General features: G+C 40.2%; 19 protein-coding genes. 9 read left to right on the top strand and 10 right to left on the bottom strand.

What is annotated here, in order from left to right; translation table 11 throughout:
- Positions 1–111 precede the first annotated feature (111 nt).
- On the bottom strand, positions 112–849 hold the full coding sequence (locus F991_RS04185) for a hypothetical protein (RefSeq protein WP_004669169.1): 738 nt from the start codon (positions 847–849) through the stop codon (positions 112–114).
- A gap of 96 nt (positions 850–945) precedes the next feature.
- On the opposite strand from F991_RS04185, the gene F991_RS04180 reads away from it, so the two are divergent.
- Both F991_RS04180 and F991_RS04175 read left to right on the top strand, forming a co-directional pair.
- Entirely contained in the window at positions 946–1,260 is a 315-nt protein-coding gene (locus F991_RS04180; RefSeq protein WP_004669167.1) for an MGMT family protein, read from the top strand.
- A gap of 97 nt (positions 1,261–1,357) precedes the next feature.
- Positions 1,358–1,864 (top strand): hypothetical protein, encoded by a 507-nt coding sequence (locus F991_RS04175; RefSeq protein ID WP_004669165.1) that lies wholly within the window; start codon positions 1,358–1,360, stop codon positions 1,862–1,864.
- A gap of 127 nt (positions 1,865–1,991) precedes the next feature.
- On the opposite strand, the gene F991_RS04170 is transcribed toward F991_RS04175, so the two are convergent.
- The 6 genes from F991_RS04170 to carA all read right to left on the bottom strand — a co-directional run bounded on the left by F991_RS04170 (position 1,992) and on the right by carA (position 8,632).
- Positions 1,992–2,429, bottom strand: coding sequence for a universal stress protein (locus F991_RS04170; protein ID WP_004669163.1), 438 nt, complete (start codon positions 2,427–2,429; stop codon positions 1,992–1,994).
- 234 nt (positions 2,430–2,663) lie between these two features.
- A complete protein-coding gene (locus F991_RS04165) occupies positions 2,664–3,284 on the bottom strand; it encodes a CatB-related O-acetyltransferase (RefSeq protein WP_004669161.1) in 621 nt (206 codons plus the stop codon).
- 63 nt (positions 3,285–3,347) lie between these two features.
- A complete protein-coding gene (locus F991_RS04160) occupies positions 3,348–3,563 on the bottom strand; it encodes a hypothetical protein (protein ID WP_034595392.1) in 216 nt (71 codons plus the stop codon).
- A gap of 95 nt (positions 3,564–3,658) precedes the next feature.
- Positions 3,659–4,135 (bottom strand): transcription elongation factor GreA, encoded by a 477-nt coding sequence (greA, locus tag F991_RS04155; RefSeq protein ID WP_004669155.1) that lies wholly within the window; start codon positions 4,133–4,135, stop codon positions 3,659–3,661.
- Between the two features lie 91 nt (positions 4,136–4,226).
- Positions 4,227–7,460, bottom strand: coding sequence for a carbamoyl-phosphate synthase large subunit (gene carB, locus F991_RS04150; protein ID WP_004669153.1), 3,234 nt, complete (start codon positions 7,458–7,460; stop codon positions 4,227–4,229).
- 17 nt (positions 7,461–7,477) lie between these two features.
- Positions 7,478–8,632 (bottom strand): glutamine-hydrolyzing carbamoyl-phosphate synthase small subunit, encoded by a 1,155-nt coding sequence (gene carA / locus F991_RS04145; protein WP_004669151.1) that lies wholly within the window; start codon positions 8,630–8,632, stop codon positions 7,478–7,480.
- A gap of 362 nt (positions 8,633–8,994) precedes the next feature.
- Between carA and F991_RS04140 the strand changes: the two genes are divergently transcribed.
- Positions 8,995–9,537, top strand: coding sequence for a hypothetical protein (locus F991_RS04140; RefSeq protein ID WP_004669149.1), 543 nt, complete (start codon positions 8,995–8,997; stop codon positions 9,535–9,537).
- Between the two features lie 59 nt (positions 9,538–9,596).
- Here F991_RS04140 and F991_RS04135 read toward each other — a convergent pair whose 3' ends face one another.
- Positions 9,597–10,133: a DOMON-like domain-containing protein gene (locus F991_RS04135; protein WP_004669145.1), complete on the bottom strand. Its 537-nt coding sequence runs from the start codon at positions 10,131–10,133 to the stop codon at positions 9,597–9,599.
- A 5-nt stretch (positions 10,134–10,138) separates the two neighbouring features.
- Positions 10,139–10,462: a ribosome assembly RNA-binding protein YhbY gene (yhbY, locus tag F991_RS04130; RefSeq protein ID WP_004669144.1), complete on the bottom strand. Its 324-nt coding sequence runs from the start codon at positions 10,460–10,462 to the stop codon at positions 10,139–10,141.
- Between the two features lie 226 nt (positions 10,463–10,688).
- Here yhbY and rlmE point away from each other — a divergent pair, with 226 nt between their 5' ends.
- From rlmE to F991_RS04100, 6 genes are all read left to right on the top strand, one after another.
- The gene (rlmE, locus tag F991_RS04125) at positions 10,689–11,339 is read left to right on the top strand and encodes a 23S rRNA (uridine(2552)-2'-O)-methyltransferase RlmE (RefSeq protein WP_004669142.1); all 651 of its coding nucleotides are present in this window, start codon (positions 10,689–10,691) and stop codon (positions 11,337–11,339) included.
- 137 nt (positions 11,340–11,476) lie between these two features.
- The gene (ftsH, locus tag F991_RS04120) at positions 11,477–13,384 is read left to right on the top strand and encodes an ATP-dependent zinc metalloprotease FtsH (protein WP_004669140.1); all 1,908 of its coding nucleotides are present in this window, start codon (positions 11,477–11,479) and stop codon (positions 13,382–13,384) included.
- A gap of 132 nt (positions 13,385–13,516) precedes the next feature.
- A complete protein-coding gene (gene folP / locus F991_RS04115) occupies positions 13,517–14,368 on the top strand; it encodes a dihydropteroate synthase (RefSeq protein WP_004669137.1) in 852 nt (283 codons plus the stop codon).
- A gap of 168 nt (positions 14,369–14,536) precedes the next feature.
- Complete coding sequence (locus F991_RS04110) at positions 14,537–16,087, top strand: vWA domain-containing protein (protein WP_004669135.1); 1,551 nt, start codon at positions 14,537–14,539, stop codon at positions 16,085–16,087.
- An 87-nt stretch (positions 16,088–16,174) separates the two neighbouring features.
- Positions 16,175–17,095, top strand: a complete 921-nt coding sequence (locus F991_RS04105; RefSeq protein WP_004669134.1) for a pyridoxal-phosphate dependent enzyme — start codon at positions 16,175–16,177, stop codon at positions 17,093–17,095.
- A gap of 175 nt (positions 17,096–17,270) precedes the next feature.
- Positions 17,271–17,585, top strand: coding sequence for a DUF5713 family protein (locus tag F991_RS04100; RefSeq protein WP_034595432.1), 315 nt, complete (start codon positions 17,271–17,273; stop codon positions 17,583–17,585).
- A 35-nt stretch (positions 17,586–17,620) separates the two neighbouring features.
- On the opposite strand, the gene F991_RS04095 is transcribed toward F991_RS04100, so the two are convergent.
- The gene (locus F991_RS04095; RefSeq protein ID WP_004669131.1) at positions 17,621–19,216 is read right to left on the bottom strand and encodes a CocE/NonD family hydrolase; all 1,596 of its coding nucleotides are present in this window, start codon (positions 19,214–19,216) and stop codon (positions 17,621–17,623) included.
- Positions 19,217–19,283: the final 67 nt, after the last annotated feature.

Below are 19,283 nucleotides of genomic sequence, written 5' to 3'. Positions count from 1 at the left end.
ATTTACGGAATTAGGTCGCCCACTTACCCAAGTTACGCCTTAAATTTGGCTCAATTAGGGGCGCTTTGCATTTCAAATCTTTGTGCAACAAAGCCATTACTAAGTAGAAAACTACTTTGCCCTTTGGTAATACTCCAAAATTGTCGAGACTTGCTCACGATTAAATCCAATATTACGCTGTCCACCGCTACCAAGTTTACAGTCAGCACTGGTCATGATATTTGTAGAATCTTTTAGCTTGGCACCTGGTGCACAAACATGTCTTAAACCAAAAGCATGCCCCATTTCATGAGGAGTGGCCGCTTGAATTCGATAATTTAATCTTTGCCAATCAATTAAAATAAAAGGTTGTCCTCCATTACGAAATCCCCAGCTTGTCACATCCCTATATTTAAATTTTTCGTTATATGAATCATAAATAATGAAAAGAACTTCTTTTTCTTTTCGGTGTGGAAAACAGCGTTTTACAGCATCAGGGATGTTTTCTGTTACTAGAGATCTAGGTTGGTTTAGCTGATAGGCAAGATCACATTTACGTTGGCTAAAATTTTGATATGAATAATATCGATACGGTTTAAATCTAAATATTTTTTGATTGTTTTCATCTACAAAGTATTGATTTAATATACTGATTTCTCTCAGCATTTGATTTTTATTATCAAACTCTTTTGCTTTAGGAGTATTGGTTGTATAGACGAAACTTACATAGACGACAGGTAAAGTATGGTCTTCTTCTTTTAGAACTTTTGAAGGATATGATTCTAATGCTATATATTTTTTCTCTGGTGTACTGCACGCAACACAAATAAAACTCAAAAGGATGAACGTTGTAATTTTTTTATATGACATAATTTGATTCTCTTGCGGAGTTAGGTTTTATATAGATCGCGAGTATTGTTGTGTGATTTTTGACTCATAATAGCAATTTTTTGAGGTTTTTTCACGTTGAATGAGCATGAATTACATCGACAGATTTTAGAAGTTATTGCACTGATTCCCAATGGCAAAGTTGCAAGTTATGGGCAAATTGCAAAATTGGCGGGTCTGCCTAAACATGCGCGATTCGTGGGTTACGTTTTAAAGCATTTAGATAAAGACAGCAAGATTCCTTGGCATAGAGTCATTAACGCGCAAGGGAAAATCAGTGTGTTACGAATAAACGATAAAGGTGAAAATATTCAACAAAGCTTGTTGGAGCAGGAGGGGGTATATTTGCTGAATGGCAAAGTGAATTTGAAGGTTTATGGTTGGACTATTTGATAAAAAATAAAGCTAAAACACCACCAATATATTGAATCTAAATTACGTTTTAAATACAATCAGCATACATAATATTACGTATTTTTTTGGTATCGAGATGAAAAAATTATCTATTGCTTTTGGGGTTGTTGCGCTTAGTTTATCGGGCTGCGCAAGTATTATGTCTGGCAGAACTCAAACCATGACCTTTGAAAGTACACCAGAACTTAGCGATATTACAATTTTTAATAAAGCTGGAAAAAAAGTACATGCGGGTCAAGCACCGGTTACGGTAAACCTAAAGCGCAGTGCGGGCTTCTTTGTTCCTGAGCGTTATACGGTTGTATTTGAAAAAGAAGGATATGAGAAAAAAACAATTAACGTTTCCTCTCATGTGAATGGCTGGTATGTAGGGAATATTCTACTTGGTGGTTTGATTGGCTTGTTAATCGTTGATCCTGCAACAGGTGCGATGTATAGCTTGAGTACCAAAGAGACAAATATTGTGCTAAATGCCTTGAATAAAGGCGATATTAACGTCGATGCTCAATCATTAACAATTGTTTCGACGACCGAGCTACCAAAAGATGTTTTAGATAAAGCAAAACCGATCCCGATGAATTAAGTTAGGTGGTCTATCAGTGTAAAAAAGCATGGTAAATATAATTACCATGCTTTTTTATTGGCTGAACCGTAGTTACTTTTATTCAGTTAAATGTGGAAGAAAAGCAGGGTGTTGGTGTTTTATGGATTTAACGTATGATGAGCACTGGAATATGGCTTTCGGCTAAAACTTTTTGAGCAACACTTCCCAAAACAAATTGTTTAAAACCTGTACGTCCGTGTGAACCCATAATAATGAGGTCTGTGCCTAGATTTTGTGCAGCACCAATAATTTCTTGGTGAACAGAAAGACCTTCCAATATTCGGGTGCTCACTGTAACGCCTAACGCTTCAAATTTCTCTTCAGCTTTCGTCAGGTTGTCTTGCACATAGCCTTTAACGCGTTCAATCAATTCATTGCTTTGACCAAAACGGAGGTAGGTATCGGCTAAATATGGATCTAGTGTCACGACGCCAACGACTGTAATTTGGCTGTCTAATGCTTTGGCCAATTGAGCAGCTTCCCGAATGACATTGCTTGCAGTTTCTGAGTCATCGATAGCGACTAAAATGTTTTGATAGGTCATGTTTATTACTCCTTGTATTTACGATGTTCTATTGAATTAGCTTATAAAATTTTGTTTAAAATATGCTTTATAGTTCTATATTAAACCTGTTATTTATAAAATAAAACCTAGTATTTTTATAGGGATAGTTGTTGTTTATACGCTTATCGTGAAGCAATGATGCAGTTGAAAATAAATGAAAATTCTTTCAAAAATTAGAGTGATTGTATATCAATGGCTTAGGGTGATAATTGATCAATTTTCTTTAAGATAATCGGCCAATTGATCAATATCGTTTGTTTGTAACAGGTCACGTATTTTTAAGATTTTCTTTTCATCTAAGGTATAAAGCTTCAAGGCCAATAGCTTTTCTATCTGCTCTGGAGGAAATCGATATTTAATTACTTTTGCAGGTACACCACCGACAATCGCATAAGCGGGCACATCTTGCGTTACTACAGCGCCTGTTGCGATCACAGCACCTTCACCGAGTTTAACCCCTTGCATGATCATGGCACGACTGCCAATCCAGCAGCCATCTGCAATAATCGTATCGCCAGCAGGTAGAAAGCTACGGGTATCAAACGGGAAAGTCGAGATCCAATCGGGGCGATGTAATTGGTTACCACCCATCATAATCACACACTCTGCACCAAAGCAGATGAAATTACCGATATAAAGCTGATCAATAGGCTTTTCTTGTGTTGATGGTTTGTCGTGTAAATAACGGACCACACAACGTTCAAAACCTTGATCCCAATAGGCGGAGTAATAACTATAATTGCCTTTAATATGAATATTTGGATTTTTAACAGTCTTGGAAATAAACTCGAATTCACACCAATGTTTAACAGGAGAGTTGATCAATGGATCCATATTTAGGCAATGATTAATTAAAGAAAGCCTAGCTATTATAACCATTAAACTAAGGTGATGATTTTAATTGGAGAATAATTTCCATAGCCAAATAAACAGACGTTCAATCTGATTTGGAATCAAAAACCCCAAGATTGCACATAGCAGTGTGGTATTAAGAATAATGATAACGGAACTACTTGTAGGATTCACATACAGTGCCCATGTAATTGCAATTAAAATACCAAGGAATATGCCACCAATTGCATAGATAAAAGCAGTCATGATTCTGTCTTGCACGTGTTTCTCATTTTTATTCTATTTGGAAACAGGATGCCTGAAACAAAAGAACTCTTCAATAAATGAAGAGTTCTTTTGTTATTTAATCGGAGGTATTAAAGATATTCCACACTCACGATTTCGTATTCAACTTCACCTTGTGGTGTTTGGATTTTGGCTTCATCGCCTTCGCTTTTACCCAGTAAACCACGTGCAATAGGTGAGTTCACCGAGATTTTATTAATTTTAAAATCTGCTTCATCATCACCGACGATTTTATAAGTCTTACGTTCTTCGGTATCGAGGTTTTCAATGGTTACCGTCACACCAAATACCACACGACCATTTTGTTCGAGTGTTTTGACATCAATTTCTTGTACTGCACCCAGTTTACCTTCGATATCCTGAATACGACCTTCACAAAAACCTTGCTGCTCGCGCGCGGCATGATATTCAGCATTTTCTTTTAAGTCACCATGTTCACGAGCTTCCGCAATCGCTTGAATGATACGTGGTCGATCAACCATTTTTAACTTTTGTAATTCTTTCTCTAAGGCAACTTTGCCTTCGGGAGTCATCGGATAACGTTGCATTCTAGTCCCCTCTAAATGGGTTGGGAAAATACAGGATTAAAAAAAGAAAAAGCCCGCCACCAATAAGGTGGCGGGACTTATCGGTAAATAATTAACCTACAGTTTGTAAATCTTGCAAGCGGTATACATCCATTGGCAATTTCACAGCAAATGCTTGGCAAACAGCTTCTGCACCATTGATCGTCGTGGTGTAATACACCTTGCCTTGTAGGGCTGCACGGCGAATCATGGCAGAATCATATTGAGCTTGTTTGCCTTCAGTTGTGTTGACAATAAGATGAATTTCACCATTTTTCAAGCGATCAACAATATGAGGGCGGCCTTCAGTTACTTTATTGACCGCTTCACACGCTAATCCAGCCTCTTTAAGGACTTGGTAAGTACCATTGGTTGCAATGAGTTTGAAACCATAAGCGATTAACTGTTTAGCGATATTGGCAATATATTTCTTGTCTGATTCACGAACAGATAAGAAAGCATGTTTCACTTCGCCTTCAGTTGGTAAGCCCGGTAAACGTTCATTTGAACCGAGTACCGCTTTATAGAATGCTTCACCAAAAGTTTGACCAACACCCATCACTTCACCAGTAGACTTCATCTCAGGACCAAGCATTGGATCAACGCCTTGGAACTTAGCGAATGGGAATACAGCTTCTTTCACAGCAAAGTGTGTTGGAATAATTTCTTTAGTGAAACCTTGTGACTCGAGTGATTGACCCGCCATACAGCGTGCAGCCACTTTCGCTAAGGATTCACCAATACATTTAGAAACGAATGGAACTGTACGCGATGCACGTGGGTTCACTTCAAGGATATAAATGTCATTGCCTTTAACCGCAAACTGGACGTTCATTAAACCGATTACGCCAAGTTCTTTTGCCATTGCAACAGTTTGACGACGCATTTCATCCTGAACTTCTGGTGAAAGCGAGTACGGCGGAATTGAACATGCTGAGTCACCTGAGTGAATACCTGCTTGTTCGATATGCTGCATGATGCCGCCAATTACAACGTCTTTACCGTCAGATACACAATCGACGTCAACTTCAGTTGCATCATCTAGGAAACGGTCAAGGAGGACAGGGGCCTCATTAGACGCTTGTACTGCTTCACGAAGGTAGCGTTTAAGTTCATCTTCGTTATAGACGATTTCCATTGCACGACCACCCAATACATAAGATGGGCGAACGACCAATGGATAGCCGACTTTAGCTGCTTCAGAAATACCTTCTTCAGCCGATTTAACAATACTGTTGTTTGGTTGACGAAGCTGTAAACGTTGAATCATTTGCTGGAAACGTTCGCGGTCTTCTGCGCGGTCAATCGCATCTGGTGAAGTACCAATAATTGGTGTACCTGCTTCTTCTAACGCACGTGCCAATTTTAATGGTGTCTGACCACCGTACTGTACTATCACGCCTTTAGGCTTCTCTATACGAACGATTTCGAGTACATCTTCAAGTGTTACTGGCTCGAAGTATAAACGGTCAGATGTGTCATAGTCAGTCGAAACCGTTTCAGGGTTACAGTTGACCATAATTGTTTCATAACCATCTTCACGCATTGCAAGAGCAGCATGTACACAGCAATAGTCAAACTCGATCCCTTGACCAATACGGTTCGGACCGCCACCAATCACCATGATCTTGTCACGATTTGATGGATTGGCTTCACATTCTTCATCATAAGTTGAGTACATGTAAGCTGTGTCAGATTCAAACTCAGCAGCACAAGTATCAACACGTTTGTAAACTGGATATACACCCAAGTTCCAACGTTGTTTACGGAATTGCTTTTGTGAAATACCCATCAAGTCCGCAATACGAAGGTCAGATAAACCTTTGCGTTTGAATGAACGGATATTGTCGGCGTTTAAGTCACCAAAACCTAAAGTTTTTACTTGAGCTTCAGCTTTAACGATATCTTCGATTTGGATCAAGAACCAACGGTCGATCTTAGTCGCTTCAAATACATCATCAAGTGAGAAACCATGACGGAATGCATCAGCAACGTACCAAATTCGCTCAGGACCTGGAACTTTAAGTTCTTTTAGAATAACGTCTTTTGCATTGGCAGCACCGACTTCGATTTTTTCATCAAAGCCGCTTACACCCACTTCAAGACCACGAAGTGCTTTTTGCACAGATTCTTGGAAGTTACGACCAATCGCCATGACTTCGCCCACAGATTTCATCTGCGTTGTTAATACAGGCTCAGCTTGTGGGAATTTTTCGAAGTTAAAACGAGGAATTTTGGTAACGACATAGTCAATTGCTGGTTCAAAGCTTGCAGGGGTGATACCACCCGTGATGTCATTTTTCAATTCATCAAGCGTATAACCGACTGCTAGTTTTGCAGCAATCTTCGCAATAGGGAAACCTGTTGCTTTCGAAGCCAATGCAGATGAACGAGAAACACGCGGGTTCATCTCGATCACGACCATACGACCATCGACTGGATTAATACCAAACTGAACGTTTGAACCACCCGTTTCTACACCGATTTCACGAAGAACAGCAACCGATGCATTACGCATGATTTGATATTCTTTATCTGTTAGTGTTTGAGCAGGGGCAACGGTAATTGAGTCACCAGTGTGTACGCCCATTGGGTCAAAGTTTTCGATCGCACATACGATAATACAGTTGTCGTTTTTGTCACGAACAACTTCCATTTCGTATTCTTTCCAACCAATTAAAGATTCATCGATCAATAATTGTTTGGTCGGAGAAAGATCGAAACCACGTTCACAGATTTCAATAAATTCTTCTTTGTTATATGCAATACCGCCACCAGAGCCACCCATCGTAAATGATGGACGAATGATCACTGGGAAACCGAATCGTGATTGAATTTCCAGTGCATGTTCCATGCTTTCAGCAACATCAGCACGAGGACATTCCAATCCGATTTTACGCATTGCGATGTCAAACAGTTTACGGTCTTCGGCTTTCTCAATCGCTTCTTTTGATGCGCCGATGAGTTCAACATTATATTTTTCTAGGACACCATGCTCATCAAGCGCTAGTGCACAGTTCAATGCTGTTTGACCACCCATTGTTGGGAGGACTGCATCAGGGCGTTCTTTTTCAATGATTTGTGCAACAGTTTGCCAAGTGATTGGCTCAATATACGTTGCATCTGCCATTGAAGGGTCGGTCATGATGGTCGCAGGATTCGAGTTGACCAAAATAACGCGGTAACCTTCTTCACGAAGGGCTTTACATGCTTGTGCACCAGAGTAGTCAAACTCACATGCTTGACCAATGACAATTGGACCTGCACCAATAATTAAGATGCTTTTAATATCCGTACGTTTAGGCATAATTTACTCGCTCTTGATTACTGTTTAGATGCTTCAATTAATTCAATAAAATGATCGAATAATGGAGCACAGTCATGTGGGCCAGGACTCGCTTCAGGGTGACCTTGAAAGCTGAATGCTGGTTTGTCAGTACGATGAATACCTTGGTTTGTACCGTCAAACAGTGAGCGATGAGTCACTTTTAAGTTTGTTGGTAAGGTACTTTCATCAACAGCAAAGCCGTGGTTTTGAGAGGTAATCATCACTGTACCGTGATGTTCGCTGAGAGGGTCAAGATTTTGTACAGGATGGTTGGCACCATGATGACCATGATTCATTTTCATGGTTTTTGCGCCAGAAGCGAGTGCTAAAATTTGATGACCTAAACAAATACCGAATACTGGTAAATTTGTTGTTTCAACAATGGTTTTCACTGCTGCAATCGCATAATCACATGCTGCTGGATCACCAGGACCATTTGATAAGAACACGCCATCTGGATTTAACGCGAGCACTTGCTCAGCAGGGGTTTGCGCAGGAACAACCGTCAGTTTGCAACCACGATCCGCAAGCATACGTAAGATGTTGGTTTTGACACCATAATCGTATGCCACAACATGAAACTTCATTTCAGGTTGAGTAAAGCCTTGATTTAAAACCCAAGAGCCTTCAGTCCATTCAAAACCTTCTGGATCACAGCATTCTTTAGCAAGGTCTAAACCAGTCAAGCCGCCAAATGCACGTGCTTTGGCAATTGCTTCTTCTTCTGTAATATTTTCGCCAGCAAGGATGCAACCATTTTGTGCACCTTTGTCACGTAAAATACGTGTCAGTTTGCGTGTATCAATATCAGCAATCGCAACAACATTGTGTTGTTGTAAATACTCACTTAGAGATTGCTCAGCACGGAAATTGCTGTGTAATAAAGGAAGATCACGAATAATCAAACCATTCGCCCATACTTTATGGATACGACCTGATTCAACGTCTTCGCTATTACAGCCTGTATTTCCGATATGAGGATAAGTCAGCGTCACAATTTGTTGTGCGTAACTTGGATCAGTCAAAATTTCTTGATAGCCAGTCATGGCGGTATTAAAAACGACTTCACCAGTCGTATTTCCCGATGCACCGATAGACGTTCCTTTAAAGACCGTTCCATCAGCGAGGGCTAAAATGGCGGGGATGCTCAAACCAAAGCTCCTGAACTAAAACCACAAAAATAAGGCTGTAAAAAAGCGAGAAGACATAAAAAAAGGCAGGCTGTCTTTAAAAAAACATGGCCTCCTTCTGGTCTGCTCGCTTATAACTTAACAGCGCATTATACGCATGAGTGTGCCAGAAGTCTATGAGTTTTATTTATTAAAAGCAGGAAATGCTGGATTTCTTTAACTGTGTAGACGTGGATTGGTGTCTATTGCAAAATCCGTCATTTTTAGATCGACATCGTGAGATATTATGCAAATTGTCTAACAATTTATTGGTGGTTTTAGACAAAAGCGTTTTATCTTATCTTTAGCCAAAAAATCAACAATCAGTATAGAGGGGAATCATAATGGCTGAGAATCAAACTACAGCAGCAGCTGAAGAAGTGAAAGACGTTGTTGTTGAAAAAACTGCAAAAGCGAAAGAAGTTGTAGCTGAGAAAACGGCTAAGGCGAAAGAAGTTGTTGCAGAAAAAACAGCAAAAGCAAAAGAAGTGATTGCTGAGACTCAAGAGCAAGCAAAAGAAGTGATTGCAGAGACTCAAGAGCAGGTTAAAGAAGCTTTAGCCGATACTCAAGCAAAAATTGAAACTGAAGCAAAAGAGTTGAATCAAAATATTCAAACTCAACTTACGCAAATCAAGCAAGATATCTTACAGCGTATTGATGTGATCAAGACTCAATTGAACTCGTCTCAAGGTAACTTGGTTGAGCTCAAAAATGCATTGAAAACTGAGTTAAATACTTTAATCGAAGATTTAACCAAAGTAAGCAAAGAGCTTAAAGATGACATTAGTCAAATTTCAGTGAAGCATAAAGATACTTTAGTGGATAGTTTTAAGCGTACTAAAGGTCAAGCGGTTGAAGCTTGGAACAAAGTACGTGCAAATTAAGCAACTAAGTTAGAATGAAAAAAAGCGAGAAATTTATTTCTCGCTTTTTTGTTTTAAAATCAAAACTGATGTAACCAATCGCGTTTATTATGGAAGTCTGCTTGGGGACTACTATGCTGCATCGCAAAATACTGAACGCCTTGAGTGGTGTTCATTACTGCTGTTAAGCCTAAATATAAGTCAGACCATTTTAATTGATGTTGTTGCATAAATTTGGATAAATCTAAGCTGACATTCAAACCATAATGAGTGCGTTGTAAATGATTTAGCTCGATGTCGTATGCTGCAACCGGCGGCATATCTTCAGGAAAGCGGTATTCTTCAAATTGGTACACTTGCCAAGCTTGCGAAGGGGAGAGGTTGATTTCACGATAGAAATCTTGGTCTTTCACACCCACAAAAAGTTCAAAACAAGTGTGTTCCCACAAAAAGTCCTGCCGTGGATGTGCCGCGACTTTTTCTGGATAAATCAAAAACTGATTTGGATCACTCACCCAGAAAGCAACATTTAAGGTTGCTGGGGTTTGCTGCTCAATCGCTCCCACCACAGTAATACTGTGAAAACGATCAAAAGCAGAAAGATCATAACTTGCCATTGCGATTACTGACTTAGGTGAGCAAAACGAACGAGGTTAGATAAGTGTTGATTTTGTTTTGCCGCTTTTTTGTAGAGCAAAACGATTTTACCGATCTTTTGTACTGCTTCAGCACCAGTAGCTTCAACAATTGCATCAACCACAGCTGCACGCGCTTCGCGATCTTCACCTGCAATCTTTACTTTAATCAATTCATGATCATTTAACGCACGATGCGCTTCTTCAATTACACTTTCTGTAAGCCCTTGACCACCAATCATGACAACTGGATTAAGTGCATGACCGATTTGACGTAAACGTTTACGTTCATGGATAGATAAAGCTGCCATTGAAAATACCTGATTTGAAAAACGACCTAGTATAGCTTGCATCCCGATTCTAAGATAGATTCAGGATGCAAGCACTTGCGGTAAATGTATGGAAAACTGCTGAAATGAACCATGATGATGATCAAATAACTGCAAAAGATCGTCGCATTGAATAGCTTCGATACTGTAATAAGCTGAATTTTCACGTACAATGATCAATCAGAGGTTTTTTGAAATTTAGAGAGTTATGGCGACACGCATTACCAATCAAAAATTGTCGAAAAGCAGTCGTGTATGGATGAGAGAGCACTTAGATGATCCTTTTGTAAAAAAAGCGCAAAAGGAAGGTTATCGTGCACGTGCAGCATATAAGCTACTTGAGATCCAAGAAAAATATAAAATGATCAAGCCAGGTATGACGGTGGTTGATTTAGGTGCAGCACCAGGTAGTTGGTCGCAAATTGCGGGTAAATTAGTCGGCGCGAACGGTTTGGTTGTTGCTTCGGATATTTTAGCAATGGATGCATTGCCCGATGTAACCTTCTTACAAGGTGATTTCCGCGAAGAAGAAGTCTTCGAAAAATTGTTAAATATTTTAAATGGGCGTCAAGTAGATATTGTAATTTCAGATATGGCCCCCAATACATCAGGTAATAAGGCTGTTGATCAACCACGTCAAATTTATTTATGTGAATTGGCTTTGGACTTTGCTCAGAAGGTATTAGGACCGAATGGCCAGTTTTTGGTTAAAGTGTTCCAAGGTACTGGATTTGATGAGTTTAGAAAACAGGTGGTCGATAGTTTTGATGTGTTAAAAACAGCTAAACCAGCGGCGTCGCGTGCTCGATCAAAAGAGGTTTTTTTGATTGGACAAGGTCGTAAAAAGGCCTTGAAATAAAAAGTATACTTGCCAAGTTGTTAAAAATTGTGCATTTTGTACCTTTTAAGTTTTTTGCAACGCAAATTCATTGCTGTTTTTGTGAAGGTCAGCCAAGATTAGGTATGATCAAATTAGATTGATATGGGAATAAAGCCTTGAGCGATTACTTCAAGAATGCCGTATTGTGGCTCGTCATACTCGGTGTTCTGATTTTGATTTTTAGCAACGTCAGTGACCGAAATAAGCCTGCGGCGATGAAATACTCTGATTTCGTTGCAGCGGTGAATGCTGGACAAATTAAACAAGTCACCATTGATGGTTTAAATATCAGTGGTGAAAAAACTGATAGTTCTCCATTTGAGACCGTTCGTCCACAAGTAGAAGACACTCAGTTGCTACCAAGCTTAAACAAACAAAATGTCGTGGTTGAGGGCATTGCGCCACAACGCCAAGGCATTTTGATGCAACTTCTCATCGCAAGTTTCCCAATATTGCTCATTATTTTGTTGTTCATGTTCTTTATGCGCAACATGATGCGCAACATGGGGGGCGGTGCCGGTGGTAAGAATGGCCCAATGAGTTTTGGTAAGTCAAAAGCGAAAATGCTATCTGAAGATCAGATCAAGATCACTTTTGTGGATGTTGCTGGTTGTGATGAAGCAAAACAAGAAGTGGTTGAAATCGTTGATTTCTTAAAAGACCCATCCAAATTTAAACGTCTTGGAGCAACAATTCCACGTGGCGTGTTAATGGTTGGTCCTCCTGGTACAGGTAAAACCTTATTAGCAAAAGCAATTGCTGGTGAAGCCAAAGTTCCATTCTTTAGTATTTCAGGTTCTGATTTCGTCGAAATGTTCGTTGGTGTGGGTGCATCGCGTGTTCGTGATATGTTTGAACAAGCAAAACGAAATGCACCATGTATCATCTTTATTGATGAGATTGATGCCGTTGGTCGTCACCGTGGTTCAGGTACAGGTGGTGGTCATGATGAGCGTGAGCAAACACTCAACCAAATGTTGGTCGAGATGGACGGTTTTGAGGGCAACGAAGGCGTTATCGTTATTGCTGCCACCAACCGTGCTGATGTTCTCGATAAAGCACTTCTTCGTCCGGGACGTTTTGACCGTCAAGTGATGGTTGGCTTGCCTGACATTCGTGGTCGTGAGCAAATCCTCAACGTACACTTGAAGAAACTTCCTTCTGTGACAGGTGTGGATCTTAAAATCCTTGCACGTGGTACACCAGGATTCTCAGGTGCACAGCTCGCAAACTTAGTCAATGAGGCTGCATTGTTTGCTGCTCGCCGTAATAAAAATACGGTAGATATGCATGACTTTGAGGATGCTAAAGACAAGATTTATATGGGGCCTGAACGTAAATCAATGGTGCTTCGCGAAGAAGAACGTCGTGCTACGGCTTATCATGAAGCAGGACATGCGATTGTTGCTGAAATCTTACCGGGCACAGATCCAGTTCATAAGGTTACAATCATGCCGCGTGGTTGGGCGCTAGGCGTTACTTGGCAGCTTCCTGAACAAGACCAAACTAGTCATTATAAAGACAAGATGCTAAATGAACTTTCCATTTTATTTGGTGGTCGTATAGCCGAAGAAGTATTCATTAACCAAATGTCTACTGGCGCATCGAATGACTTTGAACGTGCAACGAAAATGGCACGTGCAATGGTGACCAAGTATGGAATGTCTGATGCACTTGGTGTAATGGTGTATGAAGATGAAAACCAAAGTGGATTCTTCGGTAATGTCGGTAGTCGCACTATTTCTGAAGCCACACAACAAAAGGTGGATGAAGAGGTACGCCGTATTCTCGATCAGCAGTACAAAGTTGCTCGTGATATCTTAGAAAGTAATCAAGATATTGCACATGCAATGGTAAAAGCATTGATGGATTGGGAAACGATTGATCGCGATCAAATCCGTGACATCATGGAAGGCCGTGATCCACAACCACCAAAAGTATATGTGGCTGAAAATCCAGTGGCTGATTTTGAACCGCCTAAAGATGGTCCATCTACACCTCCACCATTGCCAGCGATGGGTTAAAAAAATTGAAAATGAAAGAGCGACTTAGGTCGCTCTTTTTTTGTCTTGATTTTGACCTAAGCTGAAAATAAATCATCAAACATTAAACATTGTTCTTGTTAATATAATGTGATTAAAGTGAGGAGTGTTTTGATGAAGTTGATGCCATTACCACAGCAGCAGTTACAGTGTGGTCGTTTTACATTAGATTTATCTCAGCCTCACATTATGGGAATCCTCAATGTCACACCAGATTCATTTAGCGATGGTGGGCAGCATCATCACCGAGATCAAGCCATCAAACATGCGCTGCAAATGATTGAGGATGGTGCAACTATTATTGATATAGGTGGTGAATCTACTCGTCCGAATGCATCACCAGTTGCTATAGAAGAAGAAATCCGCCGTGTTATTCCTGTCGTTGAAGCGCTATCAGAATATGATGTGATCATTTCGATTGATACCAGTCAACCTGAAGTCATTCGCGCAGCCATTCAAGCAGGTGCACATATTTGGAATGATGTCCGTGCATTAACTCGTCCGCAAGCCTTAGCAACGGCTGCTGAGCTCAACATTCCAGTGGTATTGATGCATATGCGTGGTGAACCAACCAATATGAATCAACTTGATCAGTATGAAGATGTTACTGAAGATGTGATAAATGAAATACAACAACGATTAGATCAAGCGCTTGCTGCTGGGATTAGACCTGAACATATAATTCTTGATCCGGGGTTTGGTTTTGCCAAAAACGCACAACAAAATTTCCAACTGCTTAATGCGTTTTGGAAACTGACTCAAATGGGCTATCCAATTTTATCAGGCTTGTCACGAAAGCGTTTTATTGGTGAAGCATTAAATGGTGTTGTTGCCCAAGAGAGAGCGGTCGGTAGTGTGACGGGGCATTTACTCAGTATTCAACAAGGGGCAAGCATTGTGCGAGCACACGACGTGAAAGCAACAAGTGATGCTTTAAAAGTTTGGAATGCTATGCGTTTAGCATAATTGTTACAGAGAAAGGATGGAACTAGGGATACATTTAAATACGATGAATCTTTATTTTTGCATACAACAATTTGAATACTGTTATTCACTTGAAAAGACAAAATAAAACTTGGGGATTATAAAATGTATTAAGGCACAAAAATATTTTCACTCTCTTTGCTCGGTTGTATGATCGCAGCTTGCCAACCGATGTCGAGTTCTCAGCAACGTATGATCGGGGTGGGGGTATATGAACTGGCGCAAGCACCAAGTTTTGCACAGGCTGTAATGCCTATACCCATATCGGAACAGCAGCGCCTAGAACAAGATACAGAACAGTACCAAAAAAATGAAGTCAACCCTGTTGTTCGTGTGAGCCAGCAACCTATTTCCACCTTTAGTATTGATGTCGATACAGGTAGTTATAGTAATACTCGCCGTTTTTTAAATAACGGACGCTTACCACCTGTGGATGCTGTGCGCGTAGAGGAAATGCTGAATTATTTTGATTATCAGTATCCACAACCAGTAGGCGTGCATCCATTTTCTGTGACCACTGAAACCGTAGATTCGCCTTGGAAACAAAATGCCAAACTCATCAAAATCGGAATTCAAGCCAAGGACTTATCGGTCAAGCAATTACCACCTGCAAATTTAGTTTTTTTGATAGATGTCTCCGGGAGTATGAGTGCGCCAGATAAGTTGCCATTGGTGAAGCAAACATTGCGCTTGTTGACTGAACAATTGCGACCACAAGATAAAGTCACGATTATTACCTATGCCAGTGGTGAAAAACTGGTGCTTAAACCGACTTCAGGTGATCAAAAAGATAAGATTTTAAGTGTCATTAATGCATTAAAAGCAGATGGTGCAACCGCAGGTGAGCGAGCGATCCAACTGGCATATCAGCAAGCTGAGACGGCATTTGTGAAAAATGGCATTAACCGTATTCTCTTAGCCACCGATGGCGATTTTAATGTGGGGATCACCGATTTTAGTACTTTGAAAGGCATGGTGGCTGAAAAGCGCAAAAGTGGTATTTCTTTAACAACGCTGGGTTTTGGTACTGGAAATTATAACGAACAGTTAATGGAACAATTGGCTGATGCAGGAGATGGCAATTATAGCTATATCGACAATAAAAATGAGGCCAAAAAAGTAGTACAGCGTCAGCTTTCATCGACACTTGCAACGGTTGCGCAAGATGTAAAAATTCAGGTCGAGTTTAATCCTGCAACGGTCAAAGAGTATCGTCTGGTTGGTTATGAAAATCGCATGTTGAAACAAGAAGATTTTAATAATGATAAAGTAGATGCGGGGGATATCGGTGCAGGGCATCGTGTGACCGCATTTTATGAAATTATTCCCGTGGGTCAGCAGGGCTGGTTAAATGACTCACGCTATCAAGCACAAACAAAGCCCGATGCCGCTAAAAAATCAGAATACGCTTTTGTGAATTTACGCTATAAGCTACCGAATCAAGACAAGAGTATTTTATTGAATCAAGCCGTGAAAATGGGCAGTAAACCGCTTGCCCAAGCGCATAGTGATACTCGTTTTGCGGTCGCTGTTGCCTCTTATGCCCAACAACTCAAAGGTGGGCAATACAATGGTTCAGTCGGATGGGATCAGATTATTCAACTGGCACAACAGTCTGCTCAACCTGACCCGTATCAAATGCGTGAGGAGTTTGTCGAACTTGCTAAAATTGCCAAAAGTTTAAGCGCTAAAAAAGATTGAATATTCATGTTATAAAAGTGGTCGGTAACAATGAGTTAACCGACCATGAATGGTACTTATTTATAGCAGAATGGAATAACAATCACGATGAAAACACCATTAATTAGATCAAGTGAATTAAGTAAACTCAATAACTGTAAAGTTTGGTTGAAAATGGAGTCTGCTCAGCCTACAGGTTCTTTTAAGCAAAGAAGTATTGGCAATGCCTGCCTAAAATATGTAGAACAAGGTGCAAAGAGATTCATTAGTTCCTCTGGTGGCAATGCAGGTATTTCAGTCGCTTATATGGGAAAAGCACTTAATATTCCTGTCACTGTTATTGTGCCTAAAACAACTTCGCAAAAAGCGATTGATTTAATGCTGCAACAAGAAGCCGAGGTAATTGTCCAAGGTGAGTCTTGGGTGGAGGCCAATGAACTGGCACTTTCATTGGTGAATGCTGAGGCTGTTTATATCCATCCCTTTGATGATCAATATTTATGGGATGGTGTTGCAACGATTATTGATGAAGTCGTTGCAGAAGGCATCTATCCGAATGCTGTCATTTTATCAGTAGGAGGAGGTAGTTTAATCTCTGGAATTCATCAAGGTTTAAAACGGAATCATCTAGATATTCCAATTTATGCGATTGAAACGGATGGAACAGCTTCTTTGAATACCGCAATGAAGATGGGCAAGCATATAAAGCTAGATGAAGTGACGGGGATTGCAACAACACTTGCAGCAAAACAAGTCTGTGAAAATGCATTTCTCATTTCGCAAAGTGAAAATGTTCAAGCTATGACGGTTTCGGATCAAGATGCGGTAACTGCATGTCTGAAATTTTTAGATGATCATCGAACATTGGTTGAGCCTGCTTGTGGCGCAACATTATCCATTTTGTATGATAAAAAAATTAGTTTTGCACCAACAGAAGATGTACTGGTGATCGTATGTGGTGGCGCATCTATTACCTTTGAACAGCTTACAAAATATGCTGAGCAATTTTCTGTACAAACAGTGGTGTAAATGTATCAATTAGCTTTAGCAATATTTTTCCTTACCCCCACAATGGGAGATGTTGAATTCGAATAAGGTAAATTGATCTAGAGCGGTCGGAAAAACCGCTTTTTTTATGCCTAAATATCGTGATTTTTGCGGGATTGTGGTATAAGCATGGCGTTTTATTGGCATGTTACTTTTTATGTTTGAAAATTTACTCCTCCCCATGTTTGATGATGAATATTATCCTGATATTCTGGTTGCTGAAGTCAAACAACATATACATCAGTTCGCAAAAAAAGTCAGTCGTTCTGGCTTATCTGAAACTGAGATTTATCGTTTTGCGAATCTGACTATCATCGAAATTAATGAAATGAAACCGCAGTTCGAAGCGCTGGATTCATCTTTAGATGATGCTGCGGCGGATTATATTGCTGAAGCAATGATGATGATCGTGCAAGAAGCGGGTTATTTCGATATTGAAATGGAAGAATTAATTGTGAATCGAGAGTGGTAGATGTCACTCTCGATCTTCAATTTCAAATAAAATTTCTAATGAGCATCTATCCATAGTTTGGGTAAAATAATTTGTCCTGAAACCCAAGCTTCTATTTTAGCTTGTTGAAATTTTTGATAATAAATACTTTCGCTATTGATCAGTAAACCCAAGGTATCACCCTGTTTCAGCTCCCCATTTATACTCGGTAGCTCAATGCTTTGTAGTGATTTATTGCGATCTGCTAAGTCTAAGGTAATCTGATCATAAATTTGTTTTCTGCCTTGATTAAAAGGGGCGGTTTGTTCATTTAAAACAACATATTTTCCCGTTTCTTTAGATTTTACTGCAACAGAGATAAATAACACGGGGTCACTTGATTCAGTTTTTGCTTCGACATTTAAGCTTAAGCGAGGTGCACCAGTGATATGCGTAACTTGCTGTGCCACATGAATCGGGACAAATACAGCTTGGGTTGTAGTTGCTGCGATCCATGTTCTATTCAGTGTGTAGGAGGTGGTTGGGTTTAAATCAGTGAGATGTGTGACTGGGCTATGATCCACGCATAATTCAGGCAGTTGCATTTTTGGTATTTTATCTTTTAACTTCTGATCGAACCACATTAAGATCGTATCTTGCAAGTTATGGTCTTGTTTGTCGCTACAACGCACAGATTTTCCGATATACCAAAAAGGTGTTTGACCTGATGGCGACTGTTGTGCCAATGGTTGCAGATGTCCGCCTTGTACCCCGATTAAATGGACTTTGTGCCGCGCCTGTTTGATACATTCAGCGGCTTTTACGCCCTCATTGAACGGGAATAATATATCTCTAAATCCTTGAATAATCAGTGCGTCTGCTTGAGGTGCTTGGTCATGTTCACAAAACCAGCGTGCTTGATGTGTTTTTAGAAAATCATAAGATGATGCATTGAGTTGCCCTTGTTGTGTTTCTCGATAGGCTTGTTTAAGTTCGGGGTCAAATTTATTCCAATTCCACCAATCGCCGATTAAATTTAAGAAACCAATCCAGTTGCTTTTAGGAACACCATTTGGCGCAAGACTATTTATGAGATCATACCAAGTGGTAATCGGAACAATCGCTTGTAAGCGTGGGTCCAATGCCGATGCGAGATACTGTACGCCACCTGCATAAGACTCACCGATCATGCCAGCACGAACGCCGTTTTGGTTTTCTGCCAATTGAGGCAGATGCTTTTCAGCCCAGTTCATGATGCTAATCACATCCTGTGCTTCTTTATCTGGATCAGCCAGACGGATTTTACCTTGACTATTACCATGTCCTCGCTGGTCATAACTAATCACCCAATAGCCTTGTTTCCATGCAGTTTTGGCGACTTGTCCAGTAGGCAATAGAAAGCCATATAAACTCAGTTCAGGACGCTTCATCCGAGATAAACCAAAGCCATGGGTATGTATGAGTAAAGGTGCTGTTTGTCCAACTTTTAAATGCGGCTGATAGACAGTAAAAGCCAACACTGTTCCATCCGAGCTGATGGTTTTGGCCTGATAATAACGCTGCTTTAACTCGACTGTTTTCTGATGCGCGTGAATGGGCGTCGGTGAGTGATAAGCACAACCTTGTATGATTAACGCAAAGCTCAAAAATATCCATAAAAGGTAAGTACGCATAGATTCTTTCATCCTTGAATAAATCTTTGAGAAGTCTAATGATCAGATACTATAATCTAAACTGATA

Source organism: Acinetobacter sp. CIP-A165, from assembly GCF_000367985.1.
Taxonomy (GTDB): Bacteria; Pseudomonadota; Gammaproteobacteria; order Pseudomonadales; family Moraxellaceae; genus Acinetobacter.
This window is presented reverse-complemented; position numbering and strand designations above follow the sequence as displayed.